Raw genomic sequence first — 15,324 nt, 5'->3', positions numbered from 1 at the left:
CAGCTGGTAGCGCACCTGCATGGCATGCAGGGGGTCAGGGGTTCGAGTCCCCTCAGCTCCACCGGTAAAAGGAATCATCTTTGCGGATGGTTCCTTTTTCGTTAACTCAAGAAGTCCCGTCCCTCAGTCCCTCCCCGGCTTGTTCGCAGATCCCTGCCTTGAAGGTTCGGATCCGCGAACAGGCTTCTGAATCCCGGGCTGGTTGCCTCCTAGATCCAATCGGTGCGGCGCAGTGGCGGCGGGTTTCCGCCCGGCCGCTGGACCAGGACCTGGTTCACGCCCGTCAGCCCGTTTTCAAAACCCAGGGCACTGGAGGCCATGTACAGCCGCCACACCCGGGCGCGGCCCAGGCTGGTCAGCTTCACCGCCTCGTCCCAGTGTTCCTCCAGCCTGCTGACCCATGCCCGGAGGGTAAGAGCGTAGTGCCGGCGCAGCGCCTCAACGTCCAGGATCTCGAACCCCGCAGATTCCAGGGCCAAGGACATCTCGCCGAGGCTGATCATCTCGCCGTCGGGGAAGACATAGCGGGGGATAAAGGAATCCGGGTCCGGGTCGGTTGGACCGGCGTTCCATGAAATGGCGTGGTTCAGCAACCGGCCGCCCGGGCGCAGGAGGTTGAACAATGCCGCCGTATACCGGGGCATCTCCGCCCGGCCCACATGCTCGGACATGCCGATGGAACTGATCGCATCAAACGGCCCGTCATCAACATCCCGGTAATCCTGCACGCGGATGTCCACGCTTCCTGTGAGGCCGGCGTCGGCTGCGCGCTTGCGGGCCAGGATGGCCTGCTCATTGGACAGCGTCACACCCACTACGGTGGCGCCGTACTTGCCGGCCGCATGCAGGGCGAAACTGCCCCAGCCACAGCCCACGTCCAGCACCCGCATGCCTGCTGTCAGCCCCAGCTTGCGGCACACCAGATCCAGTTTGGCTTCCTGGGCGGCATCCAAGCCGTTGGCTAGGCTCGAACCGGCGGGCTCCTGCCCTTCCACAGCCTCGGACGGCGTGGCATCGGGCCACACGGCGCAGGAGTACACCATGGAAGGGCCCAGCACCAGGGAATAGAAGTCGTTGCCCACGTCATAGTGGTGGGAGATGGCGGCTGAATCACGCCGCCGCGAGTGGACCCGGCCCTTCTTTGCCACCCGTGCCTCTTCGGCCGGGGGAGCAGGGTTGGGGCCAAGCGCACCCAGCCTCACCGCCGTACCGAACAGGGTCCACAGTTCACCGGGGGTGAGCGGTTTGAACGGCCCGGGCTCGGCAAACTTGCCCGCCGAACTCAGCGCCGTGAAGGCGGCGAAGATATCCCCGGGAGCATCAATATCACCGGATACGTAGGCGCGGCTAAGGCCCAGCTGGCCGGGGGACCACAGGATGCGCCGCAACGCCCGGCGGGACCGGAATTCGAGGACCGGCGCCCCTTCCGGTCCAGCCTCCGAACCGTCCCACGCGCGGAGCCGGAGGGGGATGTCCCCGGTCCCCAGCACAATGGCGAGGGCCCTTGCGAGCCGATCTGCGTTTCCTCTTCTGGTGGCCATGTCCGTCCTCCCTGTGTCCCTGGGCCAACACTAAGGGAGGGACAGCCCGCGCGACTATCATGGGTGGGTGAATTCTCCCCGCGCCGACGTTGTTGTTATTGGCGCGGGCCAGGCCGGGCTTTCCGCCGCGTTCCATCTCCAGCGCCGGGGGCTGGACTTTGAAGTGCTCGACGCCGAGGAGGGTCCGGGCGGTGCGTGGCGGCACCGGTGGAAGAGCCTGCGGATGGCAACTGTCAACGGCATCAGCGACCTGCCGGGCATCGCCAAGCCGGCAATCGACCCCCGGGAACCAAGCTCGGAATTCCTTACGCGCTACTTCCGCGACTATGAGAAGGAGCTGGGACTTCAGGTCCAGCGTCCGGTCAAGGTCAGCTCCGTCAGCCGTGAGGACGACGACCCGGCCGGCAGGCTGCTGGTCAGCACGTCCCGCGGGGACTGGAGCGCAGCAGCGGTGATCAACGCCACCGGTACCTGGACCCGGCCCTTCTGGCCCATCTATCCCGGGCAGTCAACGTTCCGGGGCAGGCAACTGCATGTGGCGGACTATGTTTCTGCCGAAGAATTCGCGGGAAAACACGTGATCGTGGTGGGCGGCGGGATCTCAGCCGTAGGCCTCCTGGACGAGATTTCGCTCGTCACCACCACCAGCTGGTTCACCCGGCGGGAGCCCGTATGGCGGGACGCTGAGTTCGATGCGAAGGCCGGGCACGACGCCGTCGCCTTGGTGGAGGACCGTGTGCGCCAAGGCCTGCCGCCGCAAAGCGTGGTGTCAGTGACAGGCCTGATCTGGACGCCGTCCCTTCGGGCGGCTGCCGCGCGGGGTGCGCTCAACCGGCAGCCCGTGTTCACTTCCATTGAGCCCGACGGCGTCCGGCTGGCCAACGGGGGCCACCTGGCGGCAGATGTGATTTTGTGGGCAACCGGCTTCCGGGCGGAACTTGAACATCTGGCCCCGCTGCACCTCCGCGGGCCGGGCGGCGGGATCGCGATGGACGGGACCCAGGTGGCGGGAGAGCCGCGCGTCCATCTGGTGGGCTACGGCCCGTCGTCGTCCACCATCGGTGCCAACCGGGCCGGACGCGCCGCAGTATCGGCGATCCTGAAGCTGCCGGGGATCCGCCCCCGGGCAGAGACGGTAAATTGGGGCTGACCGTCCGGAAGCCGGGCGGGGTATGGCATACAGGAAAGACGGCAGGAAACCCGGTGGCAGTAAAGAGTCTCGACGACGTCCTTCCGAAGCTCCGCCGCAGGCCGGACGTGGAAGCACCCAACCTGCAGGCCTGGGATGCGACCGACCGCTTGCTGCTCGGCACGGCAGCCGAACGGATGCGGCCGGGAACCAGCATGGCGGTGATCGGCGACCGCTACGGTGCCCTGACGCTTGGCGCACTGGGGGTGCTTGATCCCGGAAGCGTGAGCGTGCACCAGGACCTCATCACCGGGGAGCAGGCACTGCGCCTGAACGCTGCCGAGGTGTTCGCTGATGGGGAAGCGGGCTTCACCCAGCTGCCCCTGGGCCCGGAACTGCTTGAGGGGGCCGGCATTGTCCTGCTGCAACTGCCCAAGACCCTTGCCGAGCTGGACCAGATCGCCGAGGTGGTGGCACGGTACGCTGCGCCGGACGTGGTGCTCCTGGCCGGCGGCCGCGTGAAGCACATGTCGCTGGGGATGAATGCGGTCCTGGAACGCCACTTCAGCTCGGTCGCACCGCAGCTGGCTCGGCAGAAATCGCGTGTCATCCTGGCCAGCGGTCCACGCAGGACGGGGGAGCCGGAGCGCTTCCCGGTCGTCGAACACCTCGCCGAAATCGACCTCGACGTCGCTGCCCACGGCGCGGTCTTCGCGGGCCCAAAGTTGGACATCGGCACCAGGTTCCTGTTGACGTTCCTGCCTTCCATGCGGCCCGCGCGGCACGCGATCGACCTTGGCTGCGGCACCGGCATCCTTGCCGCGATGTATGCCCGGCAGCACCCGGGCTCAACCGTGACCGCCACGGACCAGTCAGCCGCAGCCGTGGCATCCGCGCGGGCCACGGCCAGCGCGAACGGCCTGGCGGAGCAGGTCCACGTCCTGCAGGATGACGCGATGGCCACACTGGCCGACGCCAGCGCGGACCTGATCCTCCTGAATCCACCGTTCCATGTCGGTGCCGGCGTCCATGCCGGAGCGGGACTGAAGCTCATCGAAGCAGCCGGCCGGGTACTCGCCCCGGGCGGTGAGCTCTGGACTGTCTACAACCGCCACCTGGCCTACGTTCCCGCACTTGAGCGCCACATCGGACCCACACAGGTGTTGGGCCGGAACCCTAAATTCACGGTGACCCTGAGCACCCGCCGGGGTACCAGCGACCCTGCCGGAGCCATTGCCGCGGCAGCGGAGCGCCACGGGCCGTAACCCGCTGCGCTTTCCCACACAATGTGCCGCGCCGTCGGCCGTTCCGGTGGGTCTGTGCCGGTGCGTAACGTACGATTCAGACATCAGTAACTTTGTGCCGAAGACGAAGGGGACGCCGTGACTGAGATCCGCCAATCCTCACCGAGGCGCGGCACGAACCTGCCCCGGATGGGCGACTTCAACCTCACGGTGATCCTCGACGCCATCCGCAGGTCCTCGGGCGGACTGAGCAGGGTGGAACTCGCCCAGATCGTGGGACTCTCGCCGCAGACCATCTCGAACATCTCCCGCCGCCTCCTGGACCAGAACCTTATTGTCGAAGCCGGCAAGGAAGGCAGCGGCCCCGGAAAGCCCCGCACCATCCTCCGCCTCAACCCCCGCGGGATGTACGCTGTCGGCGTCCACCTGGATCCTGCCGTGACCACATTCGTGGTCCTGGACCTGGTGGGTGCGGTGGTGCAGCACTCCCGCATCAAGACACCCGGCGGCAACGATCCTTCGGCCGTTATTTCCACCATCGCCGCCGAAATCGCCCAGCTCGTGGAGGACTCAGGCGTGGACCGGGACAGGATTGCAGGCCTCGGTGTGGCGGCACCGGGCCCCATCGACCTGGACAACGGCACAGTGGTGGACCCGCCGCTCCTTCCCGGCTGGGACCGGGTGGAACTGCGCAACGCCCTGTCCCAGGCCACCGGATACTCCGTCCTCATGGACAAGGACGTCACCAGCGCGGCCGTGGCTGAAACCTGGGCCGGCGGCCCCAGCGGAGCGGGCAGCTTCATTTTTATGTACATGGGCACCGGCATCGGCTGTGGAATCGTGCTTAATGACGAGGTGGTCCGGGGCACGTCCGGCAACGCCGGGGAGATCGGCCATATCGTGGTGGACCCGGACGGCCCGCCGTGCGACTGCGGCCTGCGGGGCTGCGTCAAATCCTCGTGCATCCCGCAGGTCCTGGTGGCCGAGGCCGAGGCTGCCGGCATCCTGGACGGCTCCCGCTCGGGCAATAGTGGCGCCGAAATCCAGCAGAGCTTCTCTGCGCTGTGCGACCTGGCCGACGCGGGAAATGAACAGGCCATCGCCATCATCGACAAGTCCGCAGTGCTGGTGGCACGGGCAGCCTCCGTGGTGACCAACACGCTGGATGTGGAGCGGGTGGTGTTTGGCGGACCGTTCTGGAGCCGCCTGGCCGAACGCTACCTTGAGAAGATACCGGCCCTGCTGGACGCCAACAGTGACACTCGGCTGATCCATCCCATCGAGGTGGTGGGCACCGGGGTGGGCGAAGACGTGGGCGCCATCGGTGCCGCCTCCCTCGTTCTGGAACATACACTCGCGCCGAGGGCCCAAAGACTGCTCCTGGAGAGCTGAGGGGGCTGTCCGCCCTTGTCCGGGGCAGGACTCCCATCTAGCATTTGCGTATTGCCGCGGCTGGGGCCCGCTGACAAAAGGGGTCCGCAGCCTTCGATTGAATGGAGCATGATGCGTCGCCCGGCCCTGAAGACCCTGTCCCTCATCGCTTCCGCACTGTTCCTCCTCACCGCGTGTACGCCGGCGGCCCCCGATGACGGCTCCAAGACCCTGAAGGTGGTCTACCAGAAAACTGACTCCTTCACCGCGCTGGAAACAATGTTCCAGGCCGCCAAGAAGGAGTTCGAGGCGGCCAACCAGGGAGTCACCGTCGAGCTGCAGCCCATCCAGGGCAACGACGACGATTACGGCACCAAGCTGGCCCTTGCCTTGAGATCGCCGTCCACGGCACCCGAAGTCTTCTACGAGGACACGTTCAAGGTCCGCTCCGACGTTGACGCCGGCTACCTCCTGAAGCTGGACAGCCACCTTGATGGCTGGGCGGACTGGGAAAAATTCGACGACGGCGCCAAGGCGGCAGGGCGTGCGGACGACGGCGGCACGTACGCAGTGCCCCTGGGCACCGACACCCGGGCCATCTGGTACAACAAAAAGGTCTTCGAAGCCGCGGGCATCAGCCTTCCGTGGCAGCCGCGCAACTGGCAGGACATCCTGGATACGGCGCGGAAGATCAAAGCGGACGACCCCTCGGTGGTCCCGTTCAACATGTACGCCGGGAAAGGCAGCGGCGAGGGCACCGTCATGCAGGGGTTCTACGAACTGCTCTACGGCACCGGCTCCACCCTCTACGACGAGGAGTCCAAAAAATGGGTGGTGGGATCCGCCGGTTTCAAGGATTCGCTGGGCTTCCTCAAGACCCTCTATGACGAAGGGCTCGCAGTGACGCCTGCCGAAGCCCTCGATGCGAACGTCTGGAAAAAGGTGTTCGGCGAGTGGTTCCCGGACGGAAAGCTGGGCGCCACCGTGGAAGGCTCCTACGCCCCGTCGTTCTGGCAGGACGGCGGCAGTTACGAATGGCCCGGCTACGCACAGGACATGGCGGTTGCCCCGTTCCCCACGCAGGACGGCGGCGAGCCGGGTGCGGTGAGCATGTCCGGGGGCTGGACGCTGGCCATCGGAGCAGGGACCAAAGAACCGGACCTCGCCTTCAAATTCCTGAGCACGGCGCTCAACCGGGACAACTCGCTGAAATTCACGCTGGACAGTTCTCAGATCGCGGTTCGAAGCGACGTCGCTGAGGACTCCGGCTACCAGGGGGCCAACCCGTTCGTGAAGGACGTCTCCGGACTCGTCTCAGTCACCCGCTACCGCCCGGCCACTTCCGACTACCCCCGGATCTCTGCCGCCGTCCAGGAGGCGACGGAGGGTGTGATCACCGGCGCCAAGTCGCCCGACCAGGCGGCCGCAGACTACGACGCCGCCGTGGCGGACATCGTGGGCGGCGACAAGACCGTCCGGAAGTAGCCGGTGCCGGCCCGAATGGGGGGACGCGGGCTGCTGCGCTACCTGCCCGTCCTGCCTGCCCTGCTGCTTTTGCTGGTGTTCCTGGCCGGTCCGGTGTTTTGGGCCTTCCAGGCGTCCTTTACCAATACCGGGCTGACGGGCAGGAATGCGCGCAACCCCGAATGGGTGGGGCTGGAGAACTACCAGCGGCTGCTGCTGGATCCGGTGTTTCCCCTCTCGCTGTGGCTGACAGTCCTGTTCGTTGGGGCTTCTGCTGTCCTGGGCCAGAACCTGCTGGGGCTGGCCCTCGCGGTGCTGATGCGGCGCGCACGCCGGGCCGTGTCCGCAGCTGTGGGCACGGCGGTGGTGGCTGCCTGGGTGCTGCCCGAGATCGTGGCGGCCTTCGCCGCCTACGCCTACTTCAGCCGGGACGGCACCCTGAACCAGTTGCTGGGCGGCCTGGGAATGGGGCAGCCGGACTGGCTCTATTCGTGGCCGATGGCGGCCGTGGTGCTGGCGAATATCTGGCGGGGAACGGCCTTTTCCATGCTGGTGTACCGGGCGGCCCTGAACGACATTCCCACGGAAGTGGCCGAGGCCGCCCAGATGGACGGCGCCGGCGGCTGGAAGCGGCTGGCTTTCATCACCTTGCCCATGATCCGGGGCAGCATCGCCACCAACCTGATGCTGGTCACCTTGCAGACGCTTGCCGTGTTCACCCTGATCTGGGTCATGACCGCCGGCGGCCCGGCCAACGCCAGCACTACCCTCCCGGTCCTTGCCTACCAGGAGGCCTTCAAATTCGGTGACATCGGGTACGGAACTGCGGTGGCTTCGGTGCTGCTTCTCATCGGTGCGGTGTTCGGTGTGGGGTACATCCGGCTGCTGAGGGAGGGGAAGCGTTGACCGCACCCGTACGGGCATCCGGAACTGCCCTCTTCGAAAAGGCCCCCCGCCCGCGCAGGCCCGGGAACAGCCGTGTCAGTCCCGCAGATGTGGCCCTGCTGGTCCTCGGTGCCTGTTTTGTGCTGCCCCTGCTGTGGCTGGTCCTGGCGTCCTTCGACGCGGAGGCAGGCCACGAGACAAGAGCTCCATCCGCCCTCACCCTGGAAAATTTCGCCGCGGTGATGACGCCGGGGCTGCTGTTGCAGCCGTTGTGGAACAGCCTGCTCCTTTCCGCAGGGACGGCCACGGCCACGCTCGCCGCTGCTGTGCTGGCCGCGTATCCAGTGTCCCGCTACCGGTCCCGGTTCAACACGCCGTTTATGTACGCGGTGCTCCTGGGGACCTGCCTTCCCATCACAGCCATCATGGTGCCGGTCTACGGACTTTTCGTCCAGCTGGAATTGTTGGACTCGATGCCGGCCACCATGCTGTTTATGGCCGCCACCGCCCTGCCGATGGCCATCTGGATGACCCGGAACTTCATGGACGCAGTGCCGGTGTCCCTCGAGGAGGCGGCATGGGTGGACGGCGCGTCCAGGATGACCGCGCTGCGCACCATCGTCCTGCCGCTGATGCGCCAGGGACTCGGCGTGGTGTTCATTTTTGTGTTCATCCAGGCATGGGGAAACTTCTTCGTCCCGTTTGTGCTGCTCCTGTCCGAGGCGAAGCAGCCCGCGGCGGTATCCATTTTCAGTTTCTTCGGACAGCATGGCGCAGTTGCCTACGGCCAGCTCGCCGCCTTCTCCATCCTGTACTCACTGCCGGTGCTGGCTCTCTACGTCATTGTGGCCAGGGGTGCCGGGAGCTCATTTGCCTTGTCCGGCGCGGTGCGGGGTTAGCCGCCCGCTAGTCGATATCCTCGACAACCACCCCGAAGGGGATGCTGTCGTCAAGGTGTGCCTGGTGGCCGGTTGAGCCTGGGTTGTAGACAACCCGGACTCCATGGAGCCTGTCCGCGGCTGACTGCTGCAGGACAGGCTTGACGGTGTTGATGAACATCTCGCTTTTGTCGGCGAGAAACTCCTTGTAACTGGCTGGAAGCTCGCTCATGTCAAAAGAATAGACCTGGGGAGCCCCCATGGGGAGTGGTCCCCATTGCCCGAACCCGCGGATCCGTCTTGGATAGGATGGCGGCGGAGTGCGGTCCGGCCGTACCGGACGCCCAAACACAGCCATCAGGGGGAATCGCAGTGCTTCAAACCAGCTCTTCGGCAAGGATCGAACCGGCGGAGCTGGCACGGGCACAACAGGTTGCAGCCAACATTTCCAGGAGCTTCGACGCGAAGATGGTGGGGCAATCCCGGCTGCGGGAATCACTGCTGGTGGGCCTGCTCACCGGCGGCCATATCCTGCTGGAAAGCGTTCCGGGCCTGGCCAAAACCACGGCTGCCCAGACCGTCGCCGAAGCCATCAGCGCGGAGTTCCGGCGGATCCAGTGCACTCCGGACCTGCTGCCCAGTGACATCGTGGGGACGCAGATCTACGACGCCGCCAAGGGAACCTTCGTCACGCAGCTGGGCCCGGTGCACGCCAACATCGTGCTGCTGGACGAGATCAACCGCTCCAGCGCCAAGACCCAGAGCGCCATGCTGGAGGCCATGCAGGAACGGCAGACGTCCATCGGCGGCCAGGAACACCGGCTCCCTTCCCCGTTTCTGGTCCTGGCTACGCAGAACCCGATCGAACAGGAAGGCACCTACCAGCTTCCGGAAGCCCAGATGGACCGCTTCATGCTCAAGGACGTCCTGGATTATCCGTCGCCTGCCGAGGAGGCCGAGATCATCCGTAGGCTCGACGCCGGAGTGTTCACCGACGAGCAGAAGCCGGCGGCCGCGGCGTCCCTTGAGGCGGTGGCCCACGCCCAAAGCATGGTCAAGCGGATCTACATCGATCCGGCGGTCATCAACTACATCGTGGGGCTGGTCTACGTCACCCGGAACGCGCAGCAGTACATTGATCCGCGGCTTGCCGGCTTCATCGAGTTCGGTGCCAGCCCGCGCGCCAGCATCGCCTTCAGCCAGGCGGCGCGCGCCGTGGCGCTCCTGCAGGGCCGGGACCATGTAATCCCGGAAGATGTGAAATCGCTGGCCCACCGCGTCCTGCGGCACCGCCTCATCCTGAATTTTGAGGCAGTGGCTGAGCAGGTGCCGGTGGAAACGGTCATCGACGCCGTGGTCGCCGCCGTCCAGACGCCCTGAGCCCGCCATGACCAGCCTCCTTCACCGGGTGAAGTCGAAGATGGCCATCTTTGCCCACCGCAAGGCCCGCGGCATGCTCGACGGCGAATACGGTTCTGTTTTCCGCGGCCGCAGCCTGGACTTTGATGACCTCCGCGCCTACGTCCCGGGAGACGAGGTGCGCGATATCGACTGGAAGGCAACAGCCCGCCACGGCTCCCCATTGATCAGGAGGTACGTAGCCGTCCGGCGGCAGACAGTCCTGCTCATCACCGATACCGGCCGCAACATGGCAGCCGAAGCAGCCGGTGGGGAAACCAAGAAGGACATCGCCATCATGGCGCTGGGGGTTATCGGGTACCTGGCCCACCTCCACGGCGACGTGGTGGGCCTGGTGTGCGGCGACGCCCATAAGACAACATCCCTGCCGGCCAAAAGCGGCGAGGCGCACCTCGAACGGCTCCTGCGCCATGTTCATGCCAACGCCACCATGGATTCTGCTGCCAGCCGGCTTGAGGACCAGCTGGAGCATGTGGCCCGCACCGTCAAGGGCAGGTTCCTGTTGTTCGTTGTGGCGGACGAAATGGTAGCCACCCCCTCGCTGTCAGGGCTGCTCCGCCGGCTCCGGGCACAGCATGAGATCCTGTGGCTGACGGTCCGTGATGCGGATCTGACGGCGGAAGCGCCGTGGTTCAGCGTTCACGATTCCTCGCCTCTGATGGGCCACCTGGCCCGGTCTCCGCGAGTGGCTGCAGCATACTCCCAGGCAGTGACGGACAGGGACTCCGGACGCACTGACATGCTGCGCCAGGCAGGGATCACCGGGGGTTCGGTCAGCGGGAGCCCGGAGGTCATCACGGAGCTGTTCGCACTCCTGGAAAGGCACCGGCGTGCAGGCTGATCCCGAATTCCTCGGCCCGCTGCCGTACAGTCCGCTGTGGACGTGGACAGGGCTGGCCCTGCTGCTCCTGCTGGCCGCCTGGTACACGTTTGTTTTCGCCAGTACCAGGCGTCCCCGGCCCAGCACCCCCGCCGGGTCGGGACCGCTCACCGACCTGCCGGCACTCCAATCGGCGTACCTGCAGCGGATTATTGACGTGGAACGGGAGGCAGCCGCCGGAAACATCAGTACCCGCGCTGCCCACCAGCAGATCAGCCTCCTCCTGCGCCGCTTCGTCCGCGACGCCACCGGGGTGGACGCGCCGAGAATGACGTACGCCGACCTCGCGAGCCACCCGTTGCCCGCGGCCGCGAAGGCCGTCGGCGCGCTGTACCCGGGTGAGTTCGGGTCCGAGCCGCTGCCCGCCGTCGCAAGCTCTGCCGCGGCGGCATGCGAGGCGGTGCGCTCGTGGAGCTGATGTTCTGGTGGGTGGTTCCCCTGGGTGCGGCCGTGGCAGGCCTCGCGGCCTGGGCGGCGTGGCGCCCGGGCAGGAACACAAGCGCACGACGGCGGCCGGCAGCCCATGCGGACAGGCTCACCCGCCTGCCCGAATACCAGGCCGCACTGCGGCGGCACCGCCAGTGGCTGGTGGTCGCGGCAACTGCCTGCGGGGTCCTGCTGGCGTCAACCCTGCTCGCCGCCGCACGCCCTGTGAATGTGGACACCGTCCGGCCGGAGCAGCACAACCGCGACATCGTCCTGTGCCTGGACGCTTCCGGATCCATGAGCAGCGCAGACGCGGAGGTGGTGGACGTGTTTGCCCGGCTGGCAGAGGACTTCGAGGGCGAAAGAATAGGCCTGACCATCTTCGACAGCACAGCCATCCAGGTCTTTCCCCTCACCGACGACTATGAGTACGCCCGGGAACAGCTGGCGCTCGCACGGGACGCCTTCAACGGCAAACCCGGCACGTCCGGCTTCCTCGACGGAACCTGGAGCGGCCGCGGTTCATCCCTGATCGGGGATGGCCTCGCCTCATGCGTCACCAGCTTTCCACCCTCCCGGGACCCGGAAAACAGCAACCAGCAGAACGCTGGCCAGCAGGGCAGCCGGCAACCGCGCTCGCGGTCGGTGATCCTGGCCACGGACAACTTTGTTTCGGGCGATCCCATCATGACCCTGCAGGAAGCTGCCGGAATGGCGAAGGAAAGGGAAGTCCGTGTTTATGCGCTGAATCCGGGGGACTTTGACTACGGCACCGACGCTGACCAGCCCGGCGCGCAATTGCGTGCGGCCGCTGAGTCCAGTGGGGGAGCCTATTACGCCCTGGACAGTCCGGAAGCAGTGCCCGGCATTGTGCGGGCTGTGCAGGAAACGGAGAAGTCCACCCTTGAGGGCGCGCCGCGTGCCGTGGTCACCGACTTGCCCAACCTTCCCTTGGCCGTTGCGCTCCTGGCCGGGATTGTCCTCGCTGTTGCCTCCTGGCGGCGCCGGCCATGACACTGCAGCCGATCCTGCCGTGGTGGCTCCTCCTGTCCCTCACCGCCGCCGCACTGGTCTTCCTGGGCTGGCGGATCCTTTGCGAACGGAGGCGCCCCGGCCGCACTGGACGAATCCGGCGGGCCCTGCTGGTGCTGTTCGTGCTGGCAGCAGCATTCCGGCCGGGCACCCCCGGCGGCTCCGCCCAGGCCGCTGCAGCGGATCTGAACGTCTTTTTTGTGGTGGACACCACCAGCAGCATGGTGGCCGAGGACTACGGCAATGCCGCACCGCGCCTCGCCGGCGTCCGCCAGGACATCATGGCCATCGCCGGGGAACTGCCGGGTGCCCGTTTTTCCGTCATCACCTTTGACACCGAAGCCCGTGTCCGGATGCCCCTGACCACCGACACGTCAGCGCTGGACACCGTTACCTCGATCCTCCAGCCGCAGGTCACGTCCTATGCCAAAGGCAGCAGCATCACGGCCGCCCGCCAAGTGCTCGCCGAACGCCTGTCTGCAGCCAGGGACAGGCACCCCGAGCGGCCCCGGCTTGTCTTCTACCTGGGCGACGGCGAGCAAACCAGCGGCCAGGAACCCGAGCCCATGGCGCTGGATGGGGAGCTGGTGGCCGGGGGAGCGGTGCTGGGGTACGGGACCTCCGGCGGCGGACGCATGAAGGAGAACACCGGGATGGAGTCCGAGGACGATGCCCCCTACATCCAGGACCGCACCGGAGATGCCGCCAAGGATGCGCTGTCCACCATCGATGAGGACAGGCTCCGGGAGGTCGCTGCGCGGCTGGGTGTGCGCTATGTGCACCGGTCAGCGGGGGACCCGGTCTCAGCCATGCTGCAGGAGGCGCGCGCCGGCGCCCTGGAACGAACGGAACAAGACGGCACCCTTGGGGGCCGGATCGAGTTCTACTGGCTTTTCGCTGCGGGTGCCTTCGTGGTGGGGTTGGCCGAGTCGATGGGCGTCATACGGGAGCTGCGCGAAGTGCGGACTGCGGCCATGCCCCTTCCTGCCGCACACGGCGGCCAGCCAAAGGAGACGGCACGATGAGGCGCCGCCTGCTGGTGTGGTCGGCCCTTCCCGCTCTGCTGGTGCTGTTGGTCGCGGCGAAACTTCTCAGCCTCGACCCGCTTGCGGGGCACGCCGGGAAGGCCTTCGAAGCCAAGGACGCGGCCGCCGTCGGAATGGCTGCGGAGGTGCTCCAGGCCGCAAACATCGTGGAGCCGCACAAAGCCCCCTTCGCCGCCGGGGACGCCCAGGCGCTCGCCGGCAACTTTGGAGCTGCCCGGTTGCGCTTCGAGGAAGCCCTGGACTTTGCCCCGCCAGGCTCGCCGGATGCGTGCGTGGTGCGGCTCAATCTTGTCCTCGCCATCGAGCGGCTCGGTGACGAGAAGCTGCGTCTGGAGGATAGGGCAGGTGCCGCGGCCCTGTTTACCGAGGCATTGGAAGCCGCCGGCGAGGCCCCGGAGGGATGCTTTTCCGGGGGAGCGGCGGCTGATGCCGGCCAAAAGCTTAAGGAGGCGGAAGGGCGCCTGAACGGAAAACTCGAGTCAGCCAAGGAGTCCGTCGAGGATCAGGAAAACGCGGCGGAGGAGGGAGGCCCGGACGAGCCGAAGGCCAAGTCGCCCGGCCAGGACCAGCTGCAGCAGTTGCAGGAAAGCGCCCGGGAGTCCCAGCGGGAACGCAACAGCGGACGGGAACGGTCGGACTACCTTGAGGACACCGCTCCCGGTGTGGATCGGCCCTGGTGACCAGCGGCCACAGGCGCAAAGGGGGAGCGGAGCGAAGAATATTCTGTTGCCGAACGAAACAAGGCGTAAGACTGCGTCTTAATTCGGACCCCGACTTGAAAGCTCCTCCGGCCGCCCATAGAGTTCTATACAAGTTACCGCGGTAACGTGTCAGCGATCCTCCGTTGCGGAGGGTGTGGGTGCCCCCATGTGGGCCTGACATTTGCTCACGGACAACTTCATTCCAGGCGTAACAGTCGCGGCTGCGTCCTTGTGGAGTTTTTTCGTGTTCCCCAAACTCAAATTCATTGCCGGTCCCCGTCCAGTTTCTGACAGGGAACCTCCAATGGCCCAAAGCCAAGGATGCAAATGTCGCCACCAAGCCTTATCGACACACACCCGAATCTCTCCGAAGCCGCCCCCGTGGCGCTTTCCTACGAGCTGTTCCCGCCCCGTTCGCCGGCAGCCGCGGAAACGCTCTGGACCACCATTCGGGAACTGGAAACCACCGAGCCTGACTACGTGTCCGTCACCTATGGTGCCAGTGGCTCCAACCGGGACACCGCCGTCGAACTTATCAACCGGCTCCTGCTCGAAACCACCCTCCGGCCGCTGGCCCACCTGACCTGCGTTGGCAACACGCCGCAGGAACTGGCGGGCATCATCGGCGAACTGCTGGACACCGGGGTGCGCGGCATCCTGGCGTTGCGCGGCGATCTTCCCAAGGACGGCGGCGAACCTGTCGACGGAGCCCTGCGGTACGCCCAGGACCTGATCGAACTCATCCGCCGCGTAGAGCAGCGCCGTTCGGCACTGCTGTGCGCCGGGAAGATTGCGGTTGGCGTGGCGGCGTATCCCACCAGGCACCCGGAATCACCGAGTGAGGAGCACGACGTCGAGGTGCTGCTGGCCAAGCAGCGTTCCGGCGCGGACTTCGCCATCACCCAGGTCTTCTTCCATGCGGAGCAGTACGCCGACCTCCTCACCCGGGCACGCCGTGCCGGGGTCACCATCCCCATCATTCCCGGCGTGATGCCGCTGACCAGCCTCCGCCGCCTCAAACGGCTGGGTGAGCTGGCGGGGGTGGAGCCCGCAGCGGAACTGATGGAACGCCTGGCCGCCGCGGACAACGACATCGAACGCCTCCACATTGGCGTCGATGCCACCGTGGACCTGGCGAACGCCGCCCTGGATGCTGGCGCGCCCGGCATCCACCTTTACACCTTCAATGAACACCAAAGCGCACTGGAAGTGCTGGACAAACTGGCACTTCCCCGGCATTCCCGTTCCGGGATCCGACGGGACGCACTCGCCCGGCGCCAGCTCGCCAGCTGACGACTTCCGCGAAGC

15 protein-coding genes are annotated in these 15,324 nt (G+C 66.3%); 13 read left to right on the top strand and 2 right to left on the bottom strand.

Going from position 1 to position 15,324, the window contains the following annotated elements; all coding sequences use genetic code 11:
• Window positions 1–209: 209 nt before the first annotated feature.
• Window positions 210–1,541 carry a cyclopropane-fatty-acyl-phospholipid synthase family protein gene (locus FNL14_RS18720; protein ID WP_142063096.1) on the bottom strand — a complete coding sequence of 444 codons (1,332 nt, stop codon included), beginning with the start codon at window positions 1,539–1,541 and terminating at the stop codon, window positions 210–212.
• A 67-nt stretch (window positions 1,542–1,608) separates the two neighbouring features.
• Here FNL14_RS18720 and FNL14_RS18715 point away from each other — a divergent pair, with 67 nt between their 5' ends.
• The 6 genes from FNL14_RS18715 to FNL14_RS18690 all read left to right on the top strand — a co-directional run bounded on the left by FNL14_RS18715 (window position 1,609) and on the right by FNL14_RS18690 (window position 8,533).
• On the top strand, window positions 1,609–2,691 hold the full coding sequence (locus FNL14_RS18715; protein WP_142063093.1) for an FAD-dependent oxidoreductase: 1,083 nt from the start codon (window positions 1,609–1,611) through the stop codon (window positions 2,689–2,691).
• Between the two features lie 53 nt (window positions 2,692–2,744).
• On the top strand, window positions 2,745–3,935 hold the full coding sequence (locus FNL14_RS18710; protein ID WP_142063090.1) for a methyltransferase: 1,191 nt from the start codon (window positions 2,745–2,747) through the stop codon (window positions 3,933–3,935).
• Between the two features lie 168 nt (window positions 3,936–4,103).
• Window positions 4,104–5,306, top strand: a complete 1,203-nt coding sequence (locus FNL14_RS18705) for an ROK family transcriptional regulator (protein ID WP_142063148.1) — start codon at window positions 4,104–4,106, stop codon at window positions 5,304–5,306.
• Between the two features lie 111 nt (window positions 5,307–5,417).
• On the top strand, window positions 5,418–6,770 hold the full coding sequence (locus FNL14_RS18700; protein ID WP_370455884.1) for an extracellular solute-binding protein: 1,353 nt from the start codon (window positions 5,418–5,420) through the stop codon (window positions 6,768–6,770).
• 15 nt (window positions 6,771–6,785) lie between these two features.
• Window positions 6,786–7,655, top strand: coding sequence for a carbohydrate ABC transporter permease (locus FNL14_RS18695; protein ID WP_142063144.1), 870 nt, complete (start codon window positions 6,786–6,788; stop codon window positions 7,653–7,655).
• An 89-nt stretch (window positions 7,656–7,744) separates the two neighbouring features.
• A complete protein-coding gene (locus tag FNL14_RS18690; RefSeq protein WP_255470919.1) occupies window positions 7,745–8,533 on the top strand; it encodes a carbohydrate ABC transporter permease in 789 nt (262 codons plus the stop codon).
• Between the two features lie 7 nt (window positions 8,534–8,540).
• Here FNL14_RS18690 and FNL14_RS18685 read toward each other — a convergent pair whose 3' ends face one another.
• Entirely contained in the window at window positions 8,541–8,744 is a 204-nt protein-coding gene (locus FNL14_RS18685) for a hypothetical protein (RefSeq protein ID WP_091419676.1), read from the bottom strand.
• 140 nt (window positions 8,745–8,884) lie between these two features.
• Between FNL14_RS18685 and FNL14_RS18680 the strand changes: the two genes are divergently transcribed.
• The 7 genes from FNL14_RS18680 to FNL14_RS18650 all read left to right on the top strand — a co-directional run bounded on the left by FNL14_RS18680 (window position 8,885) and on the right by FNL14_RS18650 (window position 15,309).
• A complete protein-coding gene (locus FNL14_RS18680) occupies window positions 8,885–9,892 on the top strand; it encodes a MoxR family ATPase (RefSeq protein ID WP_091420005.1) in 1,008 nt (335 codons plus the stop codon).
• 7 nt (window positions 9,893–9,899) lie between these two features.
• Complete coding sequence (locus FNL14_RS18675) at window positions 9,900–10,772, top strand: DUF58 domain-containing protein (protein WP_142063079.1); 873 nt, start codon at window positions 9,900–9,902, stop codon at window positions 10,770–10,772.
• Window positions 10,762–11,229 carry a hypothetical protein gene (locus FNL14_RS18670; protein ID WP_142063076.1) on the top strand — a complete coding sequence of 156 codons (468 nt, stop codon included), beginning with the start codon at window positions 10,762–10,764 and terminating at the stop codon, window positions 11,227–11,229. Before FNL14_RS18675 ends, FNL14_RS18670 begins: the two co-directional genes overlap by 11 nt.
• Entirely contained in the window at window positions 11,202–12,251 is a 1,050-nt protein-coding gene (locus tag FNL14_RS18665) for a VWA domain-containing protein (protein WP_255470918.1), read from the top strand. The genes FNL14_RS18670 and FNL14_RS18665 overlap by 28 nt, the downstream gene beginning before the upstream one ends.
• A complete protein-coding gene (locus FNL14_RS18660) occupies window positions 12,248–13,294 on the top strand; it encodes a vWA domain-containing protein (RefSeq protein WP_181762706.1) in 1,047 nt (348 codons plus the stop codon). Before FNL14_RS18665 ends, FNL14_RS18660 begins: the two co-directional genes overlap by 4 nt.
• The gene (locus tag FNL14_RS18655; RefSeq protein ID WP_142063070.1) at window positions 13,291–13,995 is read left to right on the top strand and encodes a hypothetical protein; all 705 of its coding nucleotides are present in this window, start codon (window positions 13,291–13,293) and stop codon (window positions 13,993–13,995) included. Before FNL14_RS18660 ends, FNL14_RS18655 begins: the two co-directional genes overlap by 4 nt.
• A gap of 348 nt (window positions 13,996–14,343) precedes the next feature.
• Window positions 14,344–15,309, top strand: a complete 966-nt coding sequence (locus tag FNL14_RS18650; RefSeq protein WP_142063067.1) for a methylenetetrahydrofolate reductase — start codon at window positions 14,344–14,346, stop codon at window positions 15,307–15,309.
• The last annotated feature ends 15 nt before the right edge of the window (window positions 15,310–15,324 follow it).

Source organism: Pseudarthrobacter sp. B4EP4b (assembly GCF_006680095.1).
Lineage (GTDB): Bacteria > Actinomycetota > Actinomycetes > Actinomycetales > Micrococcaceae > Arthrobacter.
Note: the sequence above shows the minus strand (reverse complement) of the source record. Positions and strands in the feature narration are given on the sequence as shown.